We start from the raw sequence: 16,526 nt of genomic DNA on the forward strand, positions 1-16,526 counted from the left end.
TTTTCAACGGTGGGACCGGTCCTGGGGACTGTCCCCAGGACCGGTCCCAAGCCAGACCAGGGTCGCCATCCGCCCGGTCGGCCGCTCGGCGCCGTCGCGGCGGTGGGAAAAGAAACGCTCGGGGTCGTCATGGGTGCACCAGCCGCCCCCGTACACGCCCGCCAGCCCCAGCGCCTCGAGCCGGCGCCGCGCCAGGCCCGCCAGGTCGAGCTGCCAGTGCCCCGGCCGGCCCGGCCGGAAGAAGTCCGCGGCATCCGGGCCGGGCGCTGCCAGGCAGGCGTCGCGCACCTCGGCGCCCACCTCGTAGGCTGCGGCGCCGATGCCTGGACCGATCCAGGCCATGAGTTCCGCCGGCCGGGCTGCCATGGCCGCCGTGGTGGCCTCCAGCACCCCCGCCGCCAGGCCGCGCCAACCCGCATGCGCGATGCCGATCCGGGTGCCGTCTACCCGGCAGAACACCACCGGCAGGCAGTCGGCCGTCAGCACCACGAGCACCCGTCCGGGCCGGCCGGTCACGGTCGCATCGGCGGTCCGCTTGGCCGGGACCTCCGGCTGGTCGAGCACCAGCACTTCAATGCCGTGCACCTGCGCCAGCCACGCCGGCTCCGCCGGCAGCCCAAGCCCCAGCGCCAGGCGGCGGCGGTTCTCGGCCACCCGGGCAGGGTCGTCGCCGACGTGGCCGCCGAGGTTGAGCGAGTCCCAGGGCGGCGGGCTGACGCCGCCGAGCCGCAGCGAAGTGGCGGCATGGACGCCGGCCGGCGCCGGCCAGTCGGGCACGATCCAGGCCGGCCTCATGCCTTGGCGTCCGCCCGCAGCACCGCCAGCAGCGCCTCCAGGTCGGCCGCCAGCGGTGCCTCGAACTGCACGGGCTCGCCGCTGCCGGGATGCACCAGCTCCAGCCGGGCCGCGTGCAACGCCTGGCGGCGGAACCCGCGCAGCGCCTCGATCAGGGCCTCGGTGGCGCCGGCCGGGACAACCAGGCGCCCGCCGTAGACGGGGTCGCCGACCAGCGGGTGGCGAATGTGGGCCAGGTGCACGCGAATCTGGTGGGTGCGGCCGGTCTCGAGCTGGCAGCGCAGGTGGGTATGGCCGCGAAAGCGCGCCTGGACCCGGTAATGGGTCACCGCTTCGCGCCCGCCCTCGCGCACCGCCATGCGCACGCGGTCGACCGGGTGCCGGCCGATGGGCGCGTCCACGGTGCCGCCGCCGGTCATCACGCCGACACAGACCGCGTGGTACTCGCGCTTGACGCTGCGCTCCTCCAGCTGCCGTACCAGCGCGGCATGCGCGCCGGGCGTGGCGGCGACGACCATGATGCCGCTGGTGTCCTTGTCCAGCCGATGGACGATCCCGGCCCGGGGCAGCACGGCCAGGCCCGGCCGGTGATGGAGCAGCGCGTTGACGAGGGTACCGGCGGGGTTGCCCGCGCCCGGGTGGACGACCAGCCCGGCGGGCTTGTTCAGCACGAGGATCTCCTCGTCCTCGTAAACCACGTCCAGCGCGATGGCCTCGGGCGCGTCGCGGCTCTCGTCCTCGAGCACCGCCGCCAGCCGGACGGCCTCACCGCCGTCGACCTTGTCGCGCGGGCGCAGGCAGCGTCCGTCCACCGTGACCTGGCCGGCCTTGATCCAGCCCTGCAGGCGGCTGCGCGAATAGTCCGGGAACAGCGCCGCCAGGACCTGGTCGAGCCGCTGGCCGGCCATCTCCGGGGGGATCACGGCCTGGTGTTCGACGCGCTGCATGCGGCGAGTTTAGCCGATGGGGACTGTCCCCAGGACATGTCCTGGGGACAGTCCCCACGGGCATCTCCGGTATACTTGCCCACCCTCGTCTCACGTTCCAAAGCGACATGAACCGACTCCCCGCCCTCCTGCTGCTGCTCCTCGCCCTGCCCACCGCGCCGGGCTGCGCCCTGTTCGGCGGCGACGACGAGGAAGACATCGACCCGGCCGACAACGCCGAGCGGATCTACGCCCTGGGCCAGAAGGCCGTCGAGGGCGGCAACTACGTGGCGGCGATCGGCGCCTTCGAGAACCTCACTGCGGTCTATCCCTTCAGCGAGGAGGCCCGGCAGGCCCAGCTGGAGCTGATGTACGTCTACCTGCAAAACGACCAGCCCGACTCGGTGGTGGCGGCGGCCGACCGCTTCATGCTCGAGAATCCGACCCATCCGCGGGTCGATTACGCGCTGTACATGAAGGGGCTGGCACGCTTCCCCCGGGACCCGGGGCCGCTCGAGCGGCTGTTCCGGGTGGACATGAACAAGCGCCCGACGGGCAGCATGCAGGACGCTTTCAACACCTTCCAGCAGCTGCTGCAGCAGCATCCCGACAGCGTCTATGCCGAGGACGCCCGCCAGCGCATGATCTACCTGCGCAACCGCCTCGCGGCCCACGAGGTGACGGTGGCGCAGTTCTACCTCGACCGCAGCGCGCACGTGGCCGCCATCAACCGCGCCAGGCACGTGGTGGAGACGTTCCAGGAGACGCCGGCCGTCATCCCGGCGCTGGAGATCATGGCTACGGCCTACGACAACCTGGGGCTGGACGAACTCGCCGCCGACACGCGGCGCATCCTCGAGGCCAACCGGTCGCGGTAGCTCGGTGGGGACTGTCCCGGGGACAGTCCCCAGGACCGGTCCCTAGCTACCTCGCGGCGAAACCCGAGGTAATGGGATAACGCCAGTCGCGGCCGAAGGCGCGGCGGCTGATGCGGATGCCCGGCGGCGCCTGGCGGCGCTTGTACTCGTTGCGCTTCACCATGCCGAGAATCCGGCCGACCACCTTGCGGTCGTAGCCGCGCTCGACGATCTGGTCCACCGAGCAGTCTTCCTCGATGAAAGCCTCGAGAATGGGATCGAGCACCTCGTAGGGCGGCAGCGCGTCGGTGTCCTTCTGGTCGGGCCGCAGCTCGGCGGACGGCTCGCGCTCGATGACCCGCGGCGGGATCACCTCGGAGCGCGCGTTGCGGTACCGCGAGAGGCGGTAGACCAGGGTCTTGCTGCAGTCCTTCAGCGGCGCGAAGCCGCCGGCCATGTCGCCGTAGAGGGTGGCGTAGCCGACCGCCATTTCGCTCTTGTTGCCGGTGGTCAGCAGCATGTCGCCGAACTTGTTGGACATCGCCATCAGGATCATGCCGCGGCAGCGCGCCTGGATGTTCTCCTCGGTGACGTCCTCGGGCATGCCGGCGAAAACCCCGGCCAGCGTTTCGCGCGCGCCCTCGAAGATCGGCTCGATCGACACCACGTCGTACTGCACGCCGAGCGTGCGGGCCATGGCCTCGGCGTCCTCGCGACTCATGTCGGAGGTGTAGCGCGAGGGCATCATCACCGCCCGCACGCGCTCGGGCCCCAGCGCGTCGACGGCGATCGCCAGCGTCAGCGCTGAATCTACGCCGCCGGAAAGCCCCAGCACCACGCCGGGGAAATGGTGCTTGTTGACGTAGTCCGCGACGCCCAGCTCCAAGGCCCGGTAGACGCCTTCGACCAGCTCCGGCGCCGGGTTGACGTGACCCGGCACGAGCCGGCCGCCCGGCGCCACCTCGAGCAGCTCCAGCGCCTCGGCGAAAAACGGCGCCCGGTAAACCAGCTCCCCGGCCGCGTCCAGCGCCATCGAGCCGCCGTCGAACACCAGCTCGTCCTGGCCGCCCACCAGGTTGGCGTAGATGACCGGCAGGCCGGCTTCCTCGATCCGCAGCCGCAGCTCGGCCTCGCGGCGGGCCACCTTGCTGGTGTCGAAGGGTGAGCCGTTGATGGAAAGCAGGACTTCCGCCCCGGCCGCGGCCGTGGCCTGCGCCACGCCCGGCGCCCACAGGTCCTCGCAGATGGTGAGGCCGAGCTTCACGCCGTGCATCTCCACCACGCAGCATTCCGTGCCCGCCTCGAAGTAGCGTTTCTCGTCGAACACGCCGTAGTTGGGCAGGTGCTGCTTGCGATAGACCAGCCGCGGCTCGCCCGGCCGCAGCAGGGCCGCGCTGTTGTAGAGGGTCTCGCCGGCGTACTCCGGGTAGCCGACCAGCACCGACATGCCGTTGAGGCTCTGCTCGAGCCGGGCCAGCGCATCGGCCACGTCGCGCCGGAACCCGCGATGCAGCAGCAGGTCCTCGGGCGGGTAACCGCACAACGCCAGCTCGGGAAAGATCACCAGGTCGGCCCGCAGCGCGTCGTGCGCCCGCCGGCACATCTCCAGCATGCGGGTGACGTTCGCCTCGACGTCGCCGACGACCGGATTGAGCTGGGCGATGGCGATCCGCATCAGGTGGGTTCAGGCGTAATGAGGGCGCGGGCGCGGCTCAGGAATGGCGCGCCCCAGCTCGGTCGCCAGTTCGATCCACTCCCGGATCGCGGTTTCGGCATTCGCCGCAGCCTCCTGGTAACTGCTGCCGTCGGCCATGCAGCCGGGGAGATCAGGCACCTCGGCGACAAAGCAGTCATCGGCCTCGCTCCACGAGATGACAATGTCGTAACGCTTATTCATCGCCCGGCCCAATGCGGTACTTGAGTAACAGCAGTCTGACCTGCCTGACCTGGTAAGGCTTCGCATTCGCGCCCCTGGGCCGGAGGTTGATGATCTCCTCGAGATCGTCCCGCCAGAGGATATGGTGCGATCCACGCACTCTCGAGCAGAAACCCAAAAGTTCGAGCAAGCTTAGCAAATCGGTGAACGCAACGTTCGCATCCGATCGGCCGCCCACGACGCGCCAGTAAGTGTGCCGGTGCCTTCGGTTCACGAAGGCACACTGCGAGACTCCTCAGGATCTGGACCGGCCCGCTTTCTAGGAGAGTCGGGCCAAAATGGCGCTGCCCAGCTCCGCCGGCGAGCGCACGGTGGTCACGCCCGCGGCATCCAGGGCCTTGAACTTCTCGTCCGCCGTACCCTTGCCGCCCGACACGATGGCGCCGGCGTGGCCCATGCGCTTGCCCGGCGGCGCGGTGACGCCGGCGATGTAGGCCACCACGGGCTTGGTCATGCGCCGGGCGATGAACTCGGCCGCGGCCTCCTCGTCGCTGCCGCCGATCTCGCCGACCATCAGCACGCCCTCGGTGTGCTCGTCGCGCTCGAACAGCTCGAGGCAGTCGATGAAATCCATGCCCCGCACCGGGTCGCCGCCGATGCCGACGCAGGTCGACTGGCCGAGGCCATTTTTCGTGGTCTGGTACACGGCCTCGTAGGTGAGGGTGCCGGAGCGCGACACGATGCCGACCTTGCCGGGCTGGTGGATGAAGCCGGGCATGATGCCGATCTTGGCCTCGCCCGGTGTGATGATGCCCGGGCAGTTGGGGCCGATCAGGCGGCAGTCGTAGTCCTTCAGCGCGGCCTTGACCTTCACCATGTCGAGCACCGGGATGCCCTCGGTGATGCACACCACCAGCTTGATGCCGGCGTCGGCGGCCTCGAGGATCGCGTCCGCGGCATAGGGCGCCGGGACGTAGATCATGCTGACGTCGGCGCCGGTCTCGTTGACGGCGTCGTGCACGGTGTTGAACACCGGCAGGCCGAGGTGGACCTCGCCGCCGCGGCCGGGGGTCACCCCGCCGACCATCCGGGTGCCGTACTCGATGCACTGCTCGGAGTGGAAAGTGCCCTGGCGGCCGGTGAAGCCCTGGCAGATGACCTTGCTGTCGCTGTTTACGAGGATGCTCATGTCGGGGTCCCTTACTGGCCGGCGGCCGCCACGGCCTTCTTGGCCGCGTCGGTCAGGTCTTCGGCGGCGATGATGTCCACGTCGCTCTGCTCGAGCAGCTCGCGCCCGCGCTCCACGTTGGTGCCCTCAAGGCGCACCACCACCGGCACCTCGACGCCCACTTCCTTGACCGCCTGGATGATGCCCTCGGCGATCAGGTCGCAGCGCACGATGCCGCCGAAGATGTTCACCAGGATGGCTTTCACGTTGGCGTTGGAGAGGATGAGCTTGAAGGCCTCGGCCACCCGCTCGGCCGTGGCGCCGCCGCCGACGTCGAGGAAGTTGGCCGGCGCGCCGCCGTGCAGCTTGATCAGGTCCATGGTGGCCATGGCCAGGCCGGCGCCGTTCACCATGCAGGCGATCTCGCCGTCCAGGGAGACGTAGTTGAGGCCGTGCGCGGAGGCGCGGTTCTCCATCTCGTCTTCCTGCGAGGGGTCGCGCCACTCCATCAGCCGCGACTGGCGGAACAGCGCGTTGGACTCGATGCCGATCTTGGCGTCCAGGGCATGCAGCTTGCCCTCGCCGTTGACGATCAGCGGGTTCACTTCGAGCAGCGCGCAGTCGCGCTCGACGAACAGCTGGTAGAGGCTCTGCAGCAGCTTGGTGAACTGGCCCACCTGCTCGCCGGTGAGCTCCAGCGCGAAAGCCACCTGGCGCGCCTGGTAGGGCTGCAGCCCGGCGGCCGGGTGGACCGCGACGGTGACGATCTTTTCCGGGGTCTTGGCCGCGACTTCCTCGATGTCCATGCCGCCGGCGGCCGAGGCCATGACCACGATGCGCTCGCACGAGCGGTCCACCAGGAGGCTGAGATAGAGCTCGCGCTCGATGGAGGAGCCGGCCTCGACGTAGACGATGTTGATCGGCAGGCCCTCGGGGCCGGTCTGGTGGGTCACCAGGCGCTCGCCCAGCATCTTCGCCGCAGCAGCGCGCACCTTGTCCGGCGTATCCACCACCTTCACGCCGCCGGCCTTGCCGCGGCCGCCGGCGTGGACCTGGGCCTTGACCACCCAGGTGCTGCCGCCGATGTCGTCGGCCGCGCGGGCCGCGTCCTCGGCGTTGCGGGCCGGAATGCCGCGCGAAACGGGGATGCCGTACTCGGCGAAAAGCTGCTTGGCTTGGTACTCGTGGAGGTTCATGCCGCGGGGACTCCGGTGGGAAAGGGTTTCGGGCCGGGCCGAAAGCTGGTTATTCTCCCCCATCGGTCCGCGTCGCGCCAAGCCCGGGACAAGACAAGCACCGCATGAAGCCCCGCCCCGAAGTCATGGCCCCGGAGTTCGCCTGGCGCACCCTCCGGCTGCTCAACGCCTACCGCATGCTCTATGCGGCGCTGCTGTTCGCCATGCTGATCTACCCCACCAGCCCGCGGCTGGTGGGCGAAGCGCACCCCGAGCTGTTCCTCGCCACCGTCCTCGGCGCCTTCGTCTGGGCGGCGGTCAATGACTTTGCGGTCAACCAGCACTGGCCTTCGCTGCCGGGCCAGGCCCTGGCCCAGGGGCTGTTCGATATCGCCGCGATCTCGCTGCTGACCTGGGCCAGCGGCGGGCTCGGCAGCGGCATCGCCAACCTGCTGATCATCTCGGTCGCAGCCCTCGCGCTCATCAGCTCCCGCCTGTGGGGCCTGGCCTTCGCCGCGCTGGCGGCCCTCAGCGTGCTCGGCATCCACGTCCTCGGCCTGGCCCGGGGCGTCGCCGACGTGGGCGACAGCACGGCCTCGGGCCTGTTCGGCGGGCTGCTGATGGTCGTGGCCCTGTTCGCGTGGCCCTTCGCGCGCCGCTTCGCCGAGAGCGAGGCCCTGGCCCGCCAGCGCGGGGTGGACCTGGAGAACGTCAACCAGCTCAACGAGTACATCGTCCAGAACCTGCGCGAGAGCATCGTGGTGCTGGATGCCGACGACCGCATCCGGCTGATGAACGAGGCCGCCGCCAAGTACCTCGGCCTTACCCCGGGCTGGCGCGGCCGGCCGGTGCGGGAGGCCTCCGAACGCCTGCACCAGGCCGTCCGGCAGTGGCGCGAGCACGGCAGCAGCGACCCGCCCCCGCCGTTCACCTCGGCCGACGGCGCCACCCAGATCGCGCCGTACTTCGCGCCGATCGGCCGGCCCAAGAGCGGCGCCCTGCTGATCTTCCTCGAGGACACGGCGATCCTGTCCGAGCGCGCCCAGCAGGCCAAGCTGGCGGCGCTCGGGCGGCTCTCGGCCAGCATCGCCCACGAGATCCGCAACCCGGTCGGGGCGCTCAGCCATGCCGCCCAGCTCCTCGGCGAAGCCGACAACCTGCAGGACAGCCAGCAGCGGCTGGCGACCATCATCGAGAACAACGCCGGCCGCGTCAGCGACATCGTGGAGAACGTGCTGCAGCTGTCGCGGCGGGAGCGGCTCAACCCCCAGCGAGTGGACCTGGTCGCCTGGGCCAAGCAGTTCCTGGAGGAGTACATCGCGTCCTCGGAGCTGCCCGCGTCCGCCCTGGACCTGTCGATCAACGACGCCCCGCTCGAGGTCCGCATGGACCCGAGCCACCTCTACCAGGTGGTCGCCAACCTGTGCGACAACGCGGTGCGCTACGGCACGCCCGCCGGCGGCGAGCCGCGGGTCGAGCTCGCCATCGGCCGCCGCAGCGGCACCAACCGGCCCTTTCTCGAGGTGCGCGACCGCGGTCCCGGCATCCCGCCCGAGCTGGCCGAGCAGGTCTTCGAGCCCTTCTTCCGCGCCGGATCTGACGCCGCCCAGCGCGCCGGCGCGGGGCTCGGCCTGTTCATCTCGCGGGAGCTGTGCGAGGTCAACCGAGCGAGCCTGATGTATGAACCCCGTACCGACGGCGGCGCCATTTTTCGTATTATCTTCGCCGACCCCAAGCGCTGGAGGACCTGAGTGAGCCAGCCCACCGTCCTCATCGTCGACGACGAGCCGGACATCCGCGAGCTGCTCTCCATGACGCTCGAGGGCATGGACATCCGGCCCGACACGGCCGCCGACCTGGCCGAGGCCCGGCGCAAGCTGCTGGCCGACGGGCACGATTTCTGCCTCACCGACATGCGGCTGCCCGACGGCGACGGCCTCGAGCTGGTGCAGTGGATGCAGCGCAACGCGCCCACCGTGCCGGTGGCCGTGATCACCGCCCACGGCAACGTCGAGACCGCCGTGCGCGCCCTCAAGCTCGGCGCCTACGACTTCGTGTCGAAGCCGGTGAAGGTCAAGGACCTGCGCAAGCTGGTGGCCACGGCGCTGAAGCTGCGCAAGATGGACGAGGCCGAGCTGGTCGAGACCATTACCCACGGCGACGGCCCGCTGCTGCTCGGCAGCTCCCCGGCCATGGACCAGGTGCGGTCCATGATCGCCAAGGTCGCCCGCAGCCAGGCGCCGGTGCACATCGTCGGCGAGTCCGGCACCGGCAAGGAGCTGGTCGCCCGGCTGATCCACGAGTCCGGCGCGCGCGCCGGCCAGCCCTTCGTCCCGGTCAACTGCGGCGCCATCCCGGCCGAGCTGGTGGAGTCCGAGCTGTTCGGCCACGCCAAGGGCAGCTTCACCGGCGCTGCGGCGGACAAGGAAGGCCTGATCCGCTCCGCCGAGGGCGGCACCGTGCTGCTCGACGAGATCGCCGACCTGCCGCTGGCGACCCAGGTCAAGCTGCTGCGCGTCATCCAGGAGCGCACGGTGCGCCCCGTCGGCGACACCCGCGAGGTCCCGGTCGACGTGCGTTTTCTTTCGGCCACCCACCAGGACCTCGGCAAGCTGGTGGCCGACGGCCGCTTCCGCGAGGATTTGTATTACCGCATCAACGTCATCGAGCTGCGGGTGCCGCCGCTGCGCGAGCGCGGCGACGACGTCCTCGAGCTGGCCGATTACCTGCTGGGCCGGCTGGCTGCCCGCAACGAAGTGGCCAAGCCTGAGCTGACCCGCGAGGCCTGCCGGGTGCTGGAGAAGCATCGCTTTCCCGGCAACGTCCGTGAGCTGGAGAACACCCTGGAGCGAGCCCTGGCGCTGTGCGAGGGAGGACGCATCGAGGCCGACGACATCCAGCTGCGCGGGCCGGCTGCCGGGCCTCCCGACGCGGAAGCCGAGATCATTCCCCCGCCCGCCCGGGCCGTGCCGGCGGAGTCCTACATCAATCCTGAGGACACCAGCCTCGACATCAAGATCGAGGACATCGAGCGCGCCGCCATCGTCAAGGCGCTCGAGCAGACCCGCTACAACAAGACCCAGGCCGCCCGGCTGCTGGGGATCAGCTTCCGCGCCCTGCGCTACCGGATCAAGAAGCTCGGCATCGAGTGAGCTGACCAAAACTGACGTGTCGCGTCAGTTTGTGACGCTGGAGCGCAGTTAGCGGCCGTCACGTTCTCGGCGCCATGTCCGGCCCGCCTTGCGGCATTCTCAAAGAAAACAATTGCTTGGATGAGGCTGAGCCGGGTTGGCACGGCGCTTGCTTATTCTTCGGCACGTGCGGTGTATTCCGCGATCGGTTTTCTTACCACTCCAAGGGAGTATTCAAATGCATAAGCAGCAGAAGGGCTTTACCCTTATCGAACTGATGATCGTGGTTGCGATTATCGGCATTCTGGCGGCCATCGCGCTGCCGGCCTACCAGGACTACACGATCCGTTCGAAGGTTAGCGAGGGCATCTCGCTTGCTTCTGAAGCGCGTAGCGCCGTCGCCGAGACCGCATCTTCACTCGGTGGCCTCGCCAACGTGACTGCGGCCAATACCGGCTACACGTTCCCAGCCGCTGGTACGCGTTACGTTGATAGCATTGCCATTACCGATGCTACCGGCGTGATCACCGTTACCATGGGTGGCTCTGACGGAACGGGCGCCTCTACCGAACCGGTAATCCTGTTGACTCCGACGCAGGCCAACCCGGAAGACCCCATTACGTGGGCATGCAGCCTGAGCGCTGGCGAAGCAAAGCATGTTCCGGCCAACTGCCGTGGTGCCGCCGGTACCTAAGCCTTCGCGCTTAACTTAACGATTAGGGTTTTTAGAACAAGCACATCCGGCTTTCCTAATTCCTCTTCGTTCTAAGGGCACCGCCATACCGGCGGTGCCCTTTTTTATATTGGTCGATCAGCCCGGCTTGCGTTAGACTCCGGGTGATTATGTGAACCAATCGGCAGCCGCCTGGCTCGCCCGGCGGGACACTGTTCAATCTCGCCCCCACAGGACCCCGGCCCGACAAAAGAATGGCAGCGAACGTCCAACCCCGGCTCTCCGGCCTGCCCAGGCGCCTGGTGCAGGAAGGGGTCATCAACGAATCGATCGCGGTCGAGGCCGAGGCCGAGGCGCAGAAGACCGCCAGCGCCTCGATCGTCACCTACCTGGTGGAGAAGAACCTGGCCGACGCCCGCGACATCGCCGGCGCGGCCTGCCACGAGTTCGGCGTCCCGGTCCTGGATCTCGACGCCATCGAGATAGACCTCGACACCGCCCGCTTGATCGACGAGCGCCTGATGCAGAAGCACCGGGTGCTGCCGCTGTTCAGGCGCGGGCGCCGGGTGTTCGTCGGTGTCTCCGACCCGACCCGGCTGCAGGCCATCGACGAGATCAAGTTCGCCACCGGGATGAGCATCGAGGCCATCGTCGTCGAGGAAAACAAGCTCGACGCCGTGATCGCCCGCTTGTCCGAGGCGCTGGACACCACGCTTGACAGCCTCGGGGGCGACGACCTCGACCTCGAGAACGTCGACGTCGCGGCGGAGCATGGCGATGACGCAGGCAACCTCACCCGGGACGAGATCGATGACGCACCGATCGTGCGCTTCGTCAACAAGATCCTGCTCGACGCCATTCACAAGGGCGCCTCGGACATCCACTTCGAGCCCTACGAGAAGTTCTATCGCGTCCGCACGCGCCTCGACGGGGTGCTGAAAGAAGTGGCTCGGCCGCCAGTCGGCCTGGCCAACAAGGTTACGGCGCGCATCAAGGTCATGTCCCGCATGGACATCGCCGAGCGTCGCATCCCGCAGGACGGACGTATCAAGCTGAAACTGTCCGCCAACCGGGCCATCGACTTCCGCGTCAACACCCTGCCAACGCTGTACGGCGAAAAGGTCGTGCTGCGTATCCTCGATCCCAGCCAGGCCAAGCTCGGCATCGACGCCCTGGGCTACGAGGACTTCCAGAAGCAGCTCTACATGGACGCCCTGTCCAAGCCCTACGGCATGATCCTGGTCACGGGCCCGACCGGCAGCGGCAAGACCGTGTCGCTGTACACCGGCCTGAATATCCTCAACACCGAGGATCGCAACATCTCGACCGCCGAGGACCCGGCGGAAATCAACCTCCCCGGCGTCAACCAGGTCAACGTCAACCCGAAAGTCGGACTGACCTTCGCCTCGGCGCTGCGTGCCTTCCTGCGCCAGGACCCGGACATCATCATGGTGGGCGAGATCCGCGACCTCGAGACGGCGGAGATCGCCATCAAGGCCGCGCAGACCGGCCACCTGGTGCTGTCCACGCTGCATACCAACGACGCGCCCAAGACGCTCAGCCGCATGGTGGACATGGGCGTCGCGCCCTACGCCATCGCCTCGTCCGTCAGCCTGATCATCGCCCAGCGCCTGGCGCGGCGGCTGTGCGACAACTGCAAGGAACCGCGGGAGATTCCCAAGGAAGCCCTGTTGCGCGAGGGCTTCAGCGAGGCCGAGGTCGAGGAAGGCGTCACCATCTATGCCCCGGTGGGCTGCGGCAAGTGCAACGACGGTTACAAGGGCCGCGCCGGCATCTTCCAGGTCATGCCGGTCTCCGAGACCATCGGCCGCATCATCATGGAAGGCGGCAATTCCTTGCAGATCGCGACGCAGGCCGAGAAAGAAGGCGTCTGGGACCTGCGCCGCGCCGGCTTGATCAAGGTCAAGAACGGCATCACGAGTCTCGAGGAAGTGAACCGCGTCACAATCGACTGACGCGGACCCGGCTACATTGGACCGGCAATTAAGTCAAACGCAGGACGAGTAGGACGCCATGGCTGAAGCCGCCAAGCAGTATCCCTTCGCCTGGCAGGGCAAGGACCAGAAAGGCACGCTGTTGAAAGGCACCCTCGTGGCTGTCAATGAAGCGGCAGTTCGGGCGACCCTGCGCCGTCAGGGTCTTGTGCCGACACAGATTCGACGCAAGAGCACGCTATTCCAACCGCGTGCTCGCATTACCACGGAGGACATTGCGCTTTTCAGCCGCCAGCTTGCCACCATGATGCAGGCTGGCATACCGCTGGTGCAGGCCTTCGATATCGTATCCGCCGGTCACGAAAACCCCTCGATGCAGAAGCTGCTCACCGCGATCAAGACCGATATCGAGAGCGGCACCACGCTGGCCGATGCGTTGGCCAAGCATCCGTTGTACTTCGACGACTTGTTCGTCAACCTAGTGAACTCGGGCGAACAGTCCGGGGCGCTCGAGACACTGCTCGACAAGATCGCCACCTACAAAGAGAAGACGGAGGCGATCAAGAAAAAGATCAAAAAAGCCCTGACCTACCCAGCCGCAGTGCTTGTGGTCGCGTTCATCGTCACGGCCATCCTGCTGATCTTTGTGATCCCACAGTTCGAGGGAATCTTCCAGAACTTTGGTGCGGACCTGCCAGCCTTCACCAAGTTCGTCATCGGCATCTCGGTATTCGTGCGGACGAACGGCTTCTTTATCGTTGTGGCCCTGGTCGCCGCCGTCTCAATCTTCATGTATTTCAAGAAGCGCTCCCGGCCGTTCAACCACTTTCTAGACAGACTGATCCTCAAAGTGCCGGTGGTCGGCGACATCATCCGCAAGGCCTCGATTGCCCGCTTCACCCGCACCCTATCCACGATGTTCGCCGCGGGCGTGCCTCTGGTCGAGGCGCTGGAGTCGGTCGCGGGCGCGACCGGCAATATCGTCTACGAGAAGGCCACGCTGGAGATCCGCACCGAAGTCGCCACCGGCCAGCGCCTGCAACGCGCCATGGAGGCGACCGAGTTGTTCCCCAACATGGTCATCCAGATGGTGGCCGTCGGCGAGGAATCGGGCTCGCTGGACGAGATGTGCGGCAAGGTTGCCGATTTCTACGAGCGCGACGTGGACGACGCAGTGGACAACCTGTCCAGCCTGCTGGAGCCGATGATCATGGCCATCCTGGGCGTACTGGTAGGCGGCCTCGTTATCGCCATGTACCTGCCGATCTTCAAGCTCGGCGCGGTCGTCTGATCCCGGCGGGACGCGGCCGTGGTTGACACGCTCGCGGCCCTGCCGCCCTTGGCACTGGCCGGCATTGCCCTGGCTTTCGGGCTGCTGGTCGGCAGCTTTCTCAACGTCGTGATCTACCGCCTGCCGCTGATGATGCGCCGGGAATGGCGCAGCCAGTGCACGGCGGAGATGGAGTTGCCGGCGCCGGAGCTGCCCGAGGGCCGCTTCGACCTCGTGGCGCCGCGTTCGCGTTGTCCCGGCTGCGGCCGGACCGTCCGCGCCGTCGAGAACATCCCGGTGTTGAGCTGGCTGATACTGCGCGGCCGCTGCACCGGCTGCGGGGGGCGGATCTCGCCACGCTACCCGGCCGTGGAGTTGCTGACCGGCCTGATGTTTGCTGCGACGGCTTTTCTCCTGCCGTGGCCGCTGGCCGCGCCCGCAGCGATCGGCCTGACCGGCACACTCATCGCCCTGACTTTCATCGACTTCGACGAGCAGCTGCTGCCCGACAGCATGACCCTGCCGCTGTTGTGGGCCGGCCTGGCCTTCAACCTGCTGGCCGGCGACCAGGCTTTCGTCTCGCTCGAGGATGCGGTGGTCGGCGCCATCGCCGGCTACCTCAGCCTCTGGTCGGTGTACTGGCTGTTCAAACTGGCGACCGGCAAAGAAGGCATGGGCTACGGCGACTTCAAGTTGCTGGCCGCCCTCGGCGCCTGGCTCGGCTGGCAGATGCTGCCGCTGATCATCCTCCTCTCGGCCGTGGTAGGCGCCGCGGTCGGCATCGCCATGATCCTGTTCCTCGGCCGCGACCGCCAGGTCCCGATTCCCTTCGGCCCCTACCTGGCAGCTGCGGGCTGGATCGCGCTGTTGTGGGGGCCGCAGCTGGCCGACGCCTGGCTGGGCTACGCCGGGCTGAAATAACGTTGATCGAGGCGCCGCCATTTCGTGACGGCCGGCTGCACATCGGCCTGACCGGCGGCATCGCCAGCGGCAAGTCCACCGTCGCCAGGCTGTTCGCCGAACGCGGCGTGCCGGTCATCGACACCGACCAGGTGGCGCGGCAGGTCGTGGAACCGGGGCAGCCGGCGCTGGAGGAGATCACCCGCCTTTTCGGCCCCGAGGTGCTCGACGCCGACGGCCGCCTCGACCGCGCGGCGCTGCGGGCCCGCGTGTTCCGCGATGAACCAGCACGCAGGCAGCTGGAAGCCTTGCTGCACCCCCTGATCCTCGCCGCAACGGTGCAGCAGGTCGAAGCGGCGGACGGCCTCTACCAGGTCATCGTTGCCCCCCTGCTGGTGGAGTTCGGCCTGGCCGGCTGGGTAGACCGAGTGCTGGTCGTCGACTGCCCGGCCGAAATGCAGCTCGAGCGGCTAATGGCGCGCGACGGCAGCGACGAGGAGCTCGCCCGCTCGATCCTCGCCGCCCAGGCCTCCCGCGAACAGCGGCTCGCGGCCGCCGACGACGTGATCACCAACGACGGTCCACGCGAAAGCCTGGAGGCGGCGGTGGCGGTGCTGGACGGGCTGTACCGGGACATCGCCCGCGACGGCGACCGGGACCGGCCGGGCGTGCGCCTGCCGTAGCGCTCAGGGTCCGTGCGCGCCGGGGTTTGCGGTTGCCCCCGGCATCGTACAGAATCTGGCGATGAGCCAAGGTGCGGCGAATGTCCCGCTCCGCCAGGAAGCGCAGGACCTGATCGTCTACGAGCAGCCGCTCACCGAGCGGATGCGCACCTTTTTGCGTATCGAGTTCCTCGGCCGCCAGGCGCAGCATCATGCCCGCCAGCCCTCGGCCTGGTCCAGCCGCGCCGCGATGCAGAGCCTGATCGAGATCCTTGCCATCGTCAGCCGCGGCGACGTGCGCGGCGAGGTGCTGAAGGATCTCGAGCGCCAGGCGACGGTGCTGACCGGCTTCGGCAACCGCCCCGGCGTGGACCGCGCCCGCCTCGATGCGCTGCTGGTCCGGATCGGGCAGCTGCGCGAGCAGCTGGGACAGTGCGGCGCCCAGTACATCCAGCCGCTGAAGAACTCGGAGTTCCTAGCCTCGATCCGCCACCGCAGCGCCATCCCCGGCGGCACCTGCGAGTTCGACCTGCCGGACTTCAAGCACTGGCTGAGCCTCCCGGAGCACCAGCGCTACACAGACTTCCAGGCCTGGTTCCGCCACCTCAAGCCGCTGTGCGATGCGATCGGACAGTTGCTCTGGCTGACGCGCGAGTCGTCCCCCGGGCGGCCGGAGCTCGCGGCCGGCGGTATGTTCCAGTACCAGATCGACCGATCGATCGGCTGCCAGCTGGTGCGTATCTCGCTGCCGGCCGGGGTCGAGTACTACCCCGAGATCAGCGGCGGGCAGCACCGCTTCACCGTGCGCTTCCTGACCTGGTCGGGCCCTGAGCAGCGCCCGGTGCAGGTGCAGGGCGACGTGCACTTCGAGCTGACCTGCTGCTGAGTTCGATGCGCGAGGTCGAGTGCCCCCACTGCGGCAAGCTCGTGCCGTGGACCCCGGAATCCCGCTGGCGGCCGTTCTGCAGCGAGCGCTGCCGGCTGGTCGACCTTGGGCAGTGGTTCGGCGAGGAGCATACTATTCCCGGCGAACCGGACGACTCTCAATCGACTTCTGTAGACGAAACTTCAGAACATGCTGACCGATAGGCTGTATGACGGGCTTGGATCGTGACAACAACCTCGATCCCGCTTTCTA

At 68.1% G+C, this 16,526-nt stretch carries 16 protein-coding genes; 10 read left to right on the plus strand and 6 right to left on the minus strand.

Annotation, left to right across the window (positions count from 1 at the left end):
• Window positions 1-3: 3 nt before the first annotated feature.
• Window positions 4-795, minus strand: coding sequence for a peptidoglycan editing factor PgeF (gene pgeF / locus G6N75_RS01395; protein ID WP_165346275.1), 792 nt, complete (start codon window positions 793-795; stop codon window positions 4-6).
• Complete coding sequence (rluD, locus tag G6N75_RS01400) at window positions 792-1,742, minus strand: 23S rRNA pseudouridine(1911/1915/1917) synthase RluD (protein ID WP_165346276.1); 951 nt, start codon at window positions 1,740-1,742, stop codon at window positions 792-794. The genes pgeF and rluD overlap by 4 nt, the downstream gene beginning before the upstream one ends.
• A gap of 107 nt (window positions 1,743-1,849) precedes the next feature.
• Here rluD and G6N75_RS01405 point away from each other — a divergent pair, with 107 nt between their 5' ends.
• Window positions 1,850-2,599: an outer membrane protein assembly factor BamD gene (locus tag G6N75_RS01405; protein ID WP_165346277.1), complete on the plus strand. Its 750-nt coding sequence runs from the start codon at window positions 1,850-1,852 to the stop codon at window positions 2,597-2,599.
• 46 nt (window positions 2,600-2,645) lie between these two features.
• On the opposite strand, the gene G6N75_RS01410 is transcribed toward G6N75_RS01405, so the two are convergent.
• The 4 genes from G6N75_RS01410 to sucC all read right to left on the minus strand — a co-directional run bounded on the left by G6N75_RS01410 (window position 2,646) and on the right by sucC (window position 6,818).
• On the minus strand, window positions 2,646-4,253 hold the full coding sequence (locus G6N75_RS01410) for an NAD+ synthase (protein WP_165346278.1): 1,608 nt from the start codon (window positions 4,251-4,253) through the stop codon (window positions 2,646-2,648).
• A 9-nt stretch (window positions 4,254-4,262) separates the two neighbouring features.
• Entirely contained in the window at window positions 4,263-4,475 is a 213-nt protein-coding gene (locus G6N75_RS01415; RefSeq protein ID WP_165346279.1) for a type II toxin-antitoxin system HicB family antitoxin, read from the minus strand.
• A 298-nt stretch (window positions 4,476-4,773) separates the two neighbouring features.
• Window positions 4,774-5,643 (minus strand): succinate--CoA ligase subunit alpha, encoded by an 870-nt coding sequence (gene sucD / locus G6N75_RS01420; protein WP_165346280.1) that lies wholly within the window; start codon window positions 5,641-5,643, stop codon window positions 4,774-4,776.
• Window positions 5,644-5,654: 11 nt separating this feature from the next.
• Window positions 5,655-6,818, minus strand: coding sequence for an ADP-forming succinate--CoA ligase subunit beta (gene sucC / locus G6N75_RS01425; protein WP_165346281.1), 1,164 nt, complete (start codon window positions 6,816-6,818; stop codon window positions 5,655-5,657).
• A gap of 104 nt (window positions 6,819-6,922) precedes the next feature.
• On the opposite strand from sucC, the gene G6N75_RS01430 reads away from it, so the two are divergent.
• The 9 genes from G6N75_RS01430 to yacG all read left to right on the plus strand — a co-directional run bounded on the left by G6N75_RS01430 (window position 6,923) and on the right by yacG (window position 16,477).
• Window positions 6,923-8,548, plus strand: coding sequence for an ATP-binding protein (locus G6N75_RS01430; protein WP_165346282.1), 1,626 nt, complete (start codon window positions 6,923-6,925; stop codon window positions 8,546-8,548).
• The gene (locus tag G6N75_RS01435) at window positions 8,549-9,949 is read left to right on the plus strand and encodes a sigma-54 dependent transcriptional regulator (protein ID WP_165346283.1); all 1,401 of its coding nucleotides are present in this window, start codon (window positions 8,549-8,551) and stop codon (window positions 9,947-9,949) included.
• A gap of 217 nt (window positions 9,950-10,166) precedes the next feature.
• Entirely contained in the window at window positions 10,167-10,622 is a 456-nt protein-coding gene (locus G6N75_RS01440) for a pilin (protein WP_165346284.1), read from the plus strand.
• 233 nt (window positions 10,623-10,855) lie between these two features.
• The gene (pilB, locus tag G6N75_RS01445) at window positions 10,856-12,577 is read left to right on the plus strand and encodes a type IV-A pilus assembly ATPase PilB (protein ID WP_165346285.1); all 1,722 of its coding nucleotides are present in this window, start codon (window positions 10,856-10,858) and stop codon (window positions 12,575-12,577) included.
• A 58-nt stretch (window positions 12,578-12,635) separates the two neighbouring features.
• On the plus strand, window positions 12,636-13,847 hold the full coding sequence (locus tag G6N75_RS01450) for a type II secretion system F family protein (protein ID WP_165346286.1): 1,212 nt from the start codon (window positions 12,636-12,638) through the stop codon (window positions 13,845-13,847).
• Between the two features lie 18 nt (window positions 13,848-13,865).
• Window positions 13,866-14,747 carry an A24 family peptidase gene (locus G6N75_RS01455; RefSeq protein ID WP_165346287.1) on the plus strand — a complete coding sequence of 294 codons (882 nt, stop codon included), beginning with the start codon at window positions 13,866-13,868 and terminating at the stop codon, window positions 14,745-14,747.
• Window positions 14,748-14,749: 2 nt separating this feature from the next.
• Window positions 14,750-15,409, plus strand: coding sequence for a dephospho-CoA kinase (gene coaE / locus G6N75_RS01460; protein ID WP_240900869.1), 660 nt, complete (start codon window positions 14,750-14,752; stop codon window positions 15,407-15,409).
• Window positions 15,410-15,470: 61 nt separating this feature from the next.
• Window positions 15,471-16,274 (plus strand): cell division protein ZapD, encoded by an 804-nt coding sequence (gene zapD, locus G6N75_RS01465; RefSeq protein WP_165346288.1) that lies wholly within the window; start codon window positions 15,471-15,473, stop codon window positions 16,272-16,274.
• Entirely contained in the window at window positions 16,268-16,477 is a 210-nt protein-coding gene (yacG, locus tag G6N75_RS01470) for a DNA gyrase inhibitor YacG (protein WP_346765467.1), read from the plus strand. The genes zapD and yacG overlap by 7 nt, the downstream gene beginning before the upstream one ends.
• Window positions 16,478-16,526 lie beyond the last annotated feature (49 nt).

This window comes from Thioalkalivibrio sp. XN8 (assembly GCF_011058255.1).
Classification (GTDB): Bacteria; Pseudomonadota; Gammaproteobacteria; order Steroidobacterales; family XN24; genus XN24.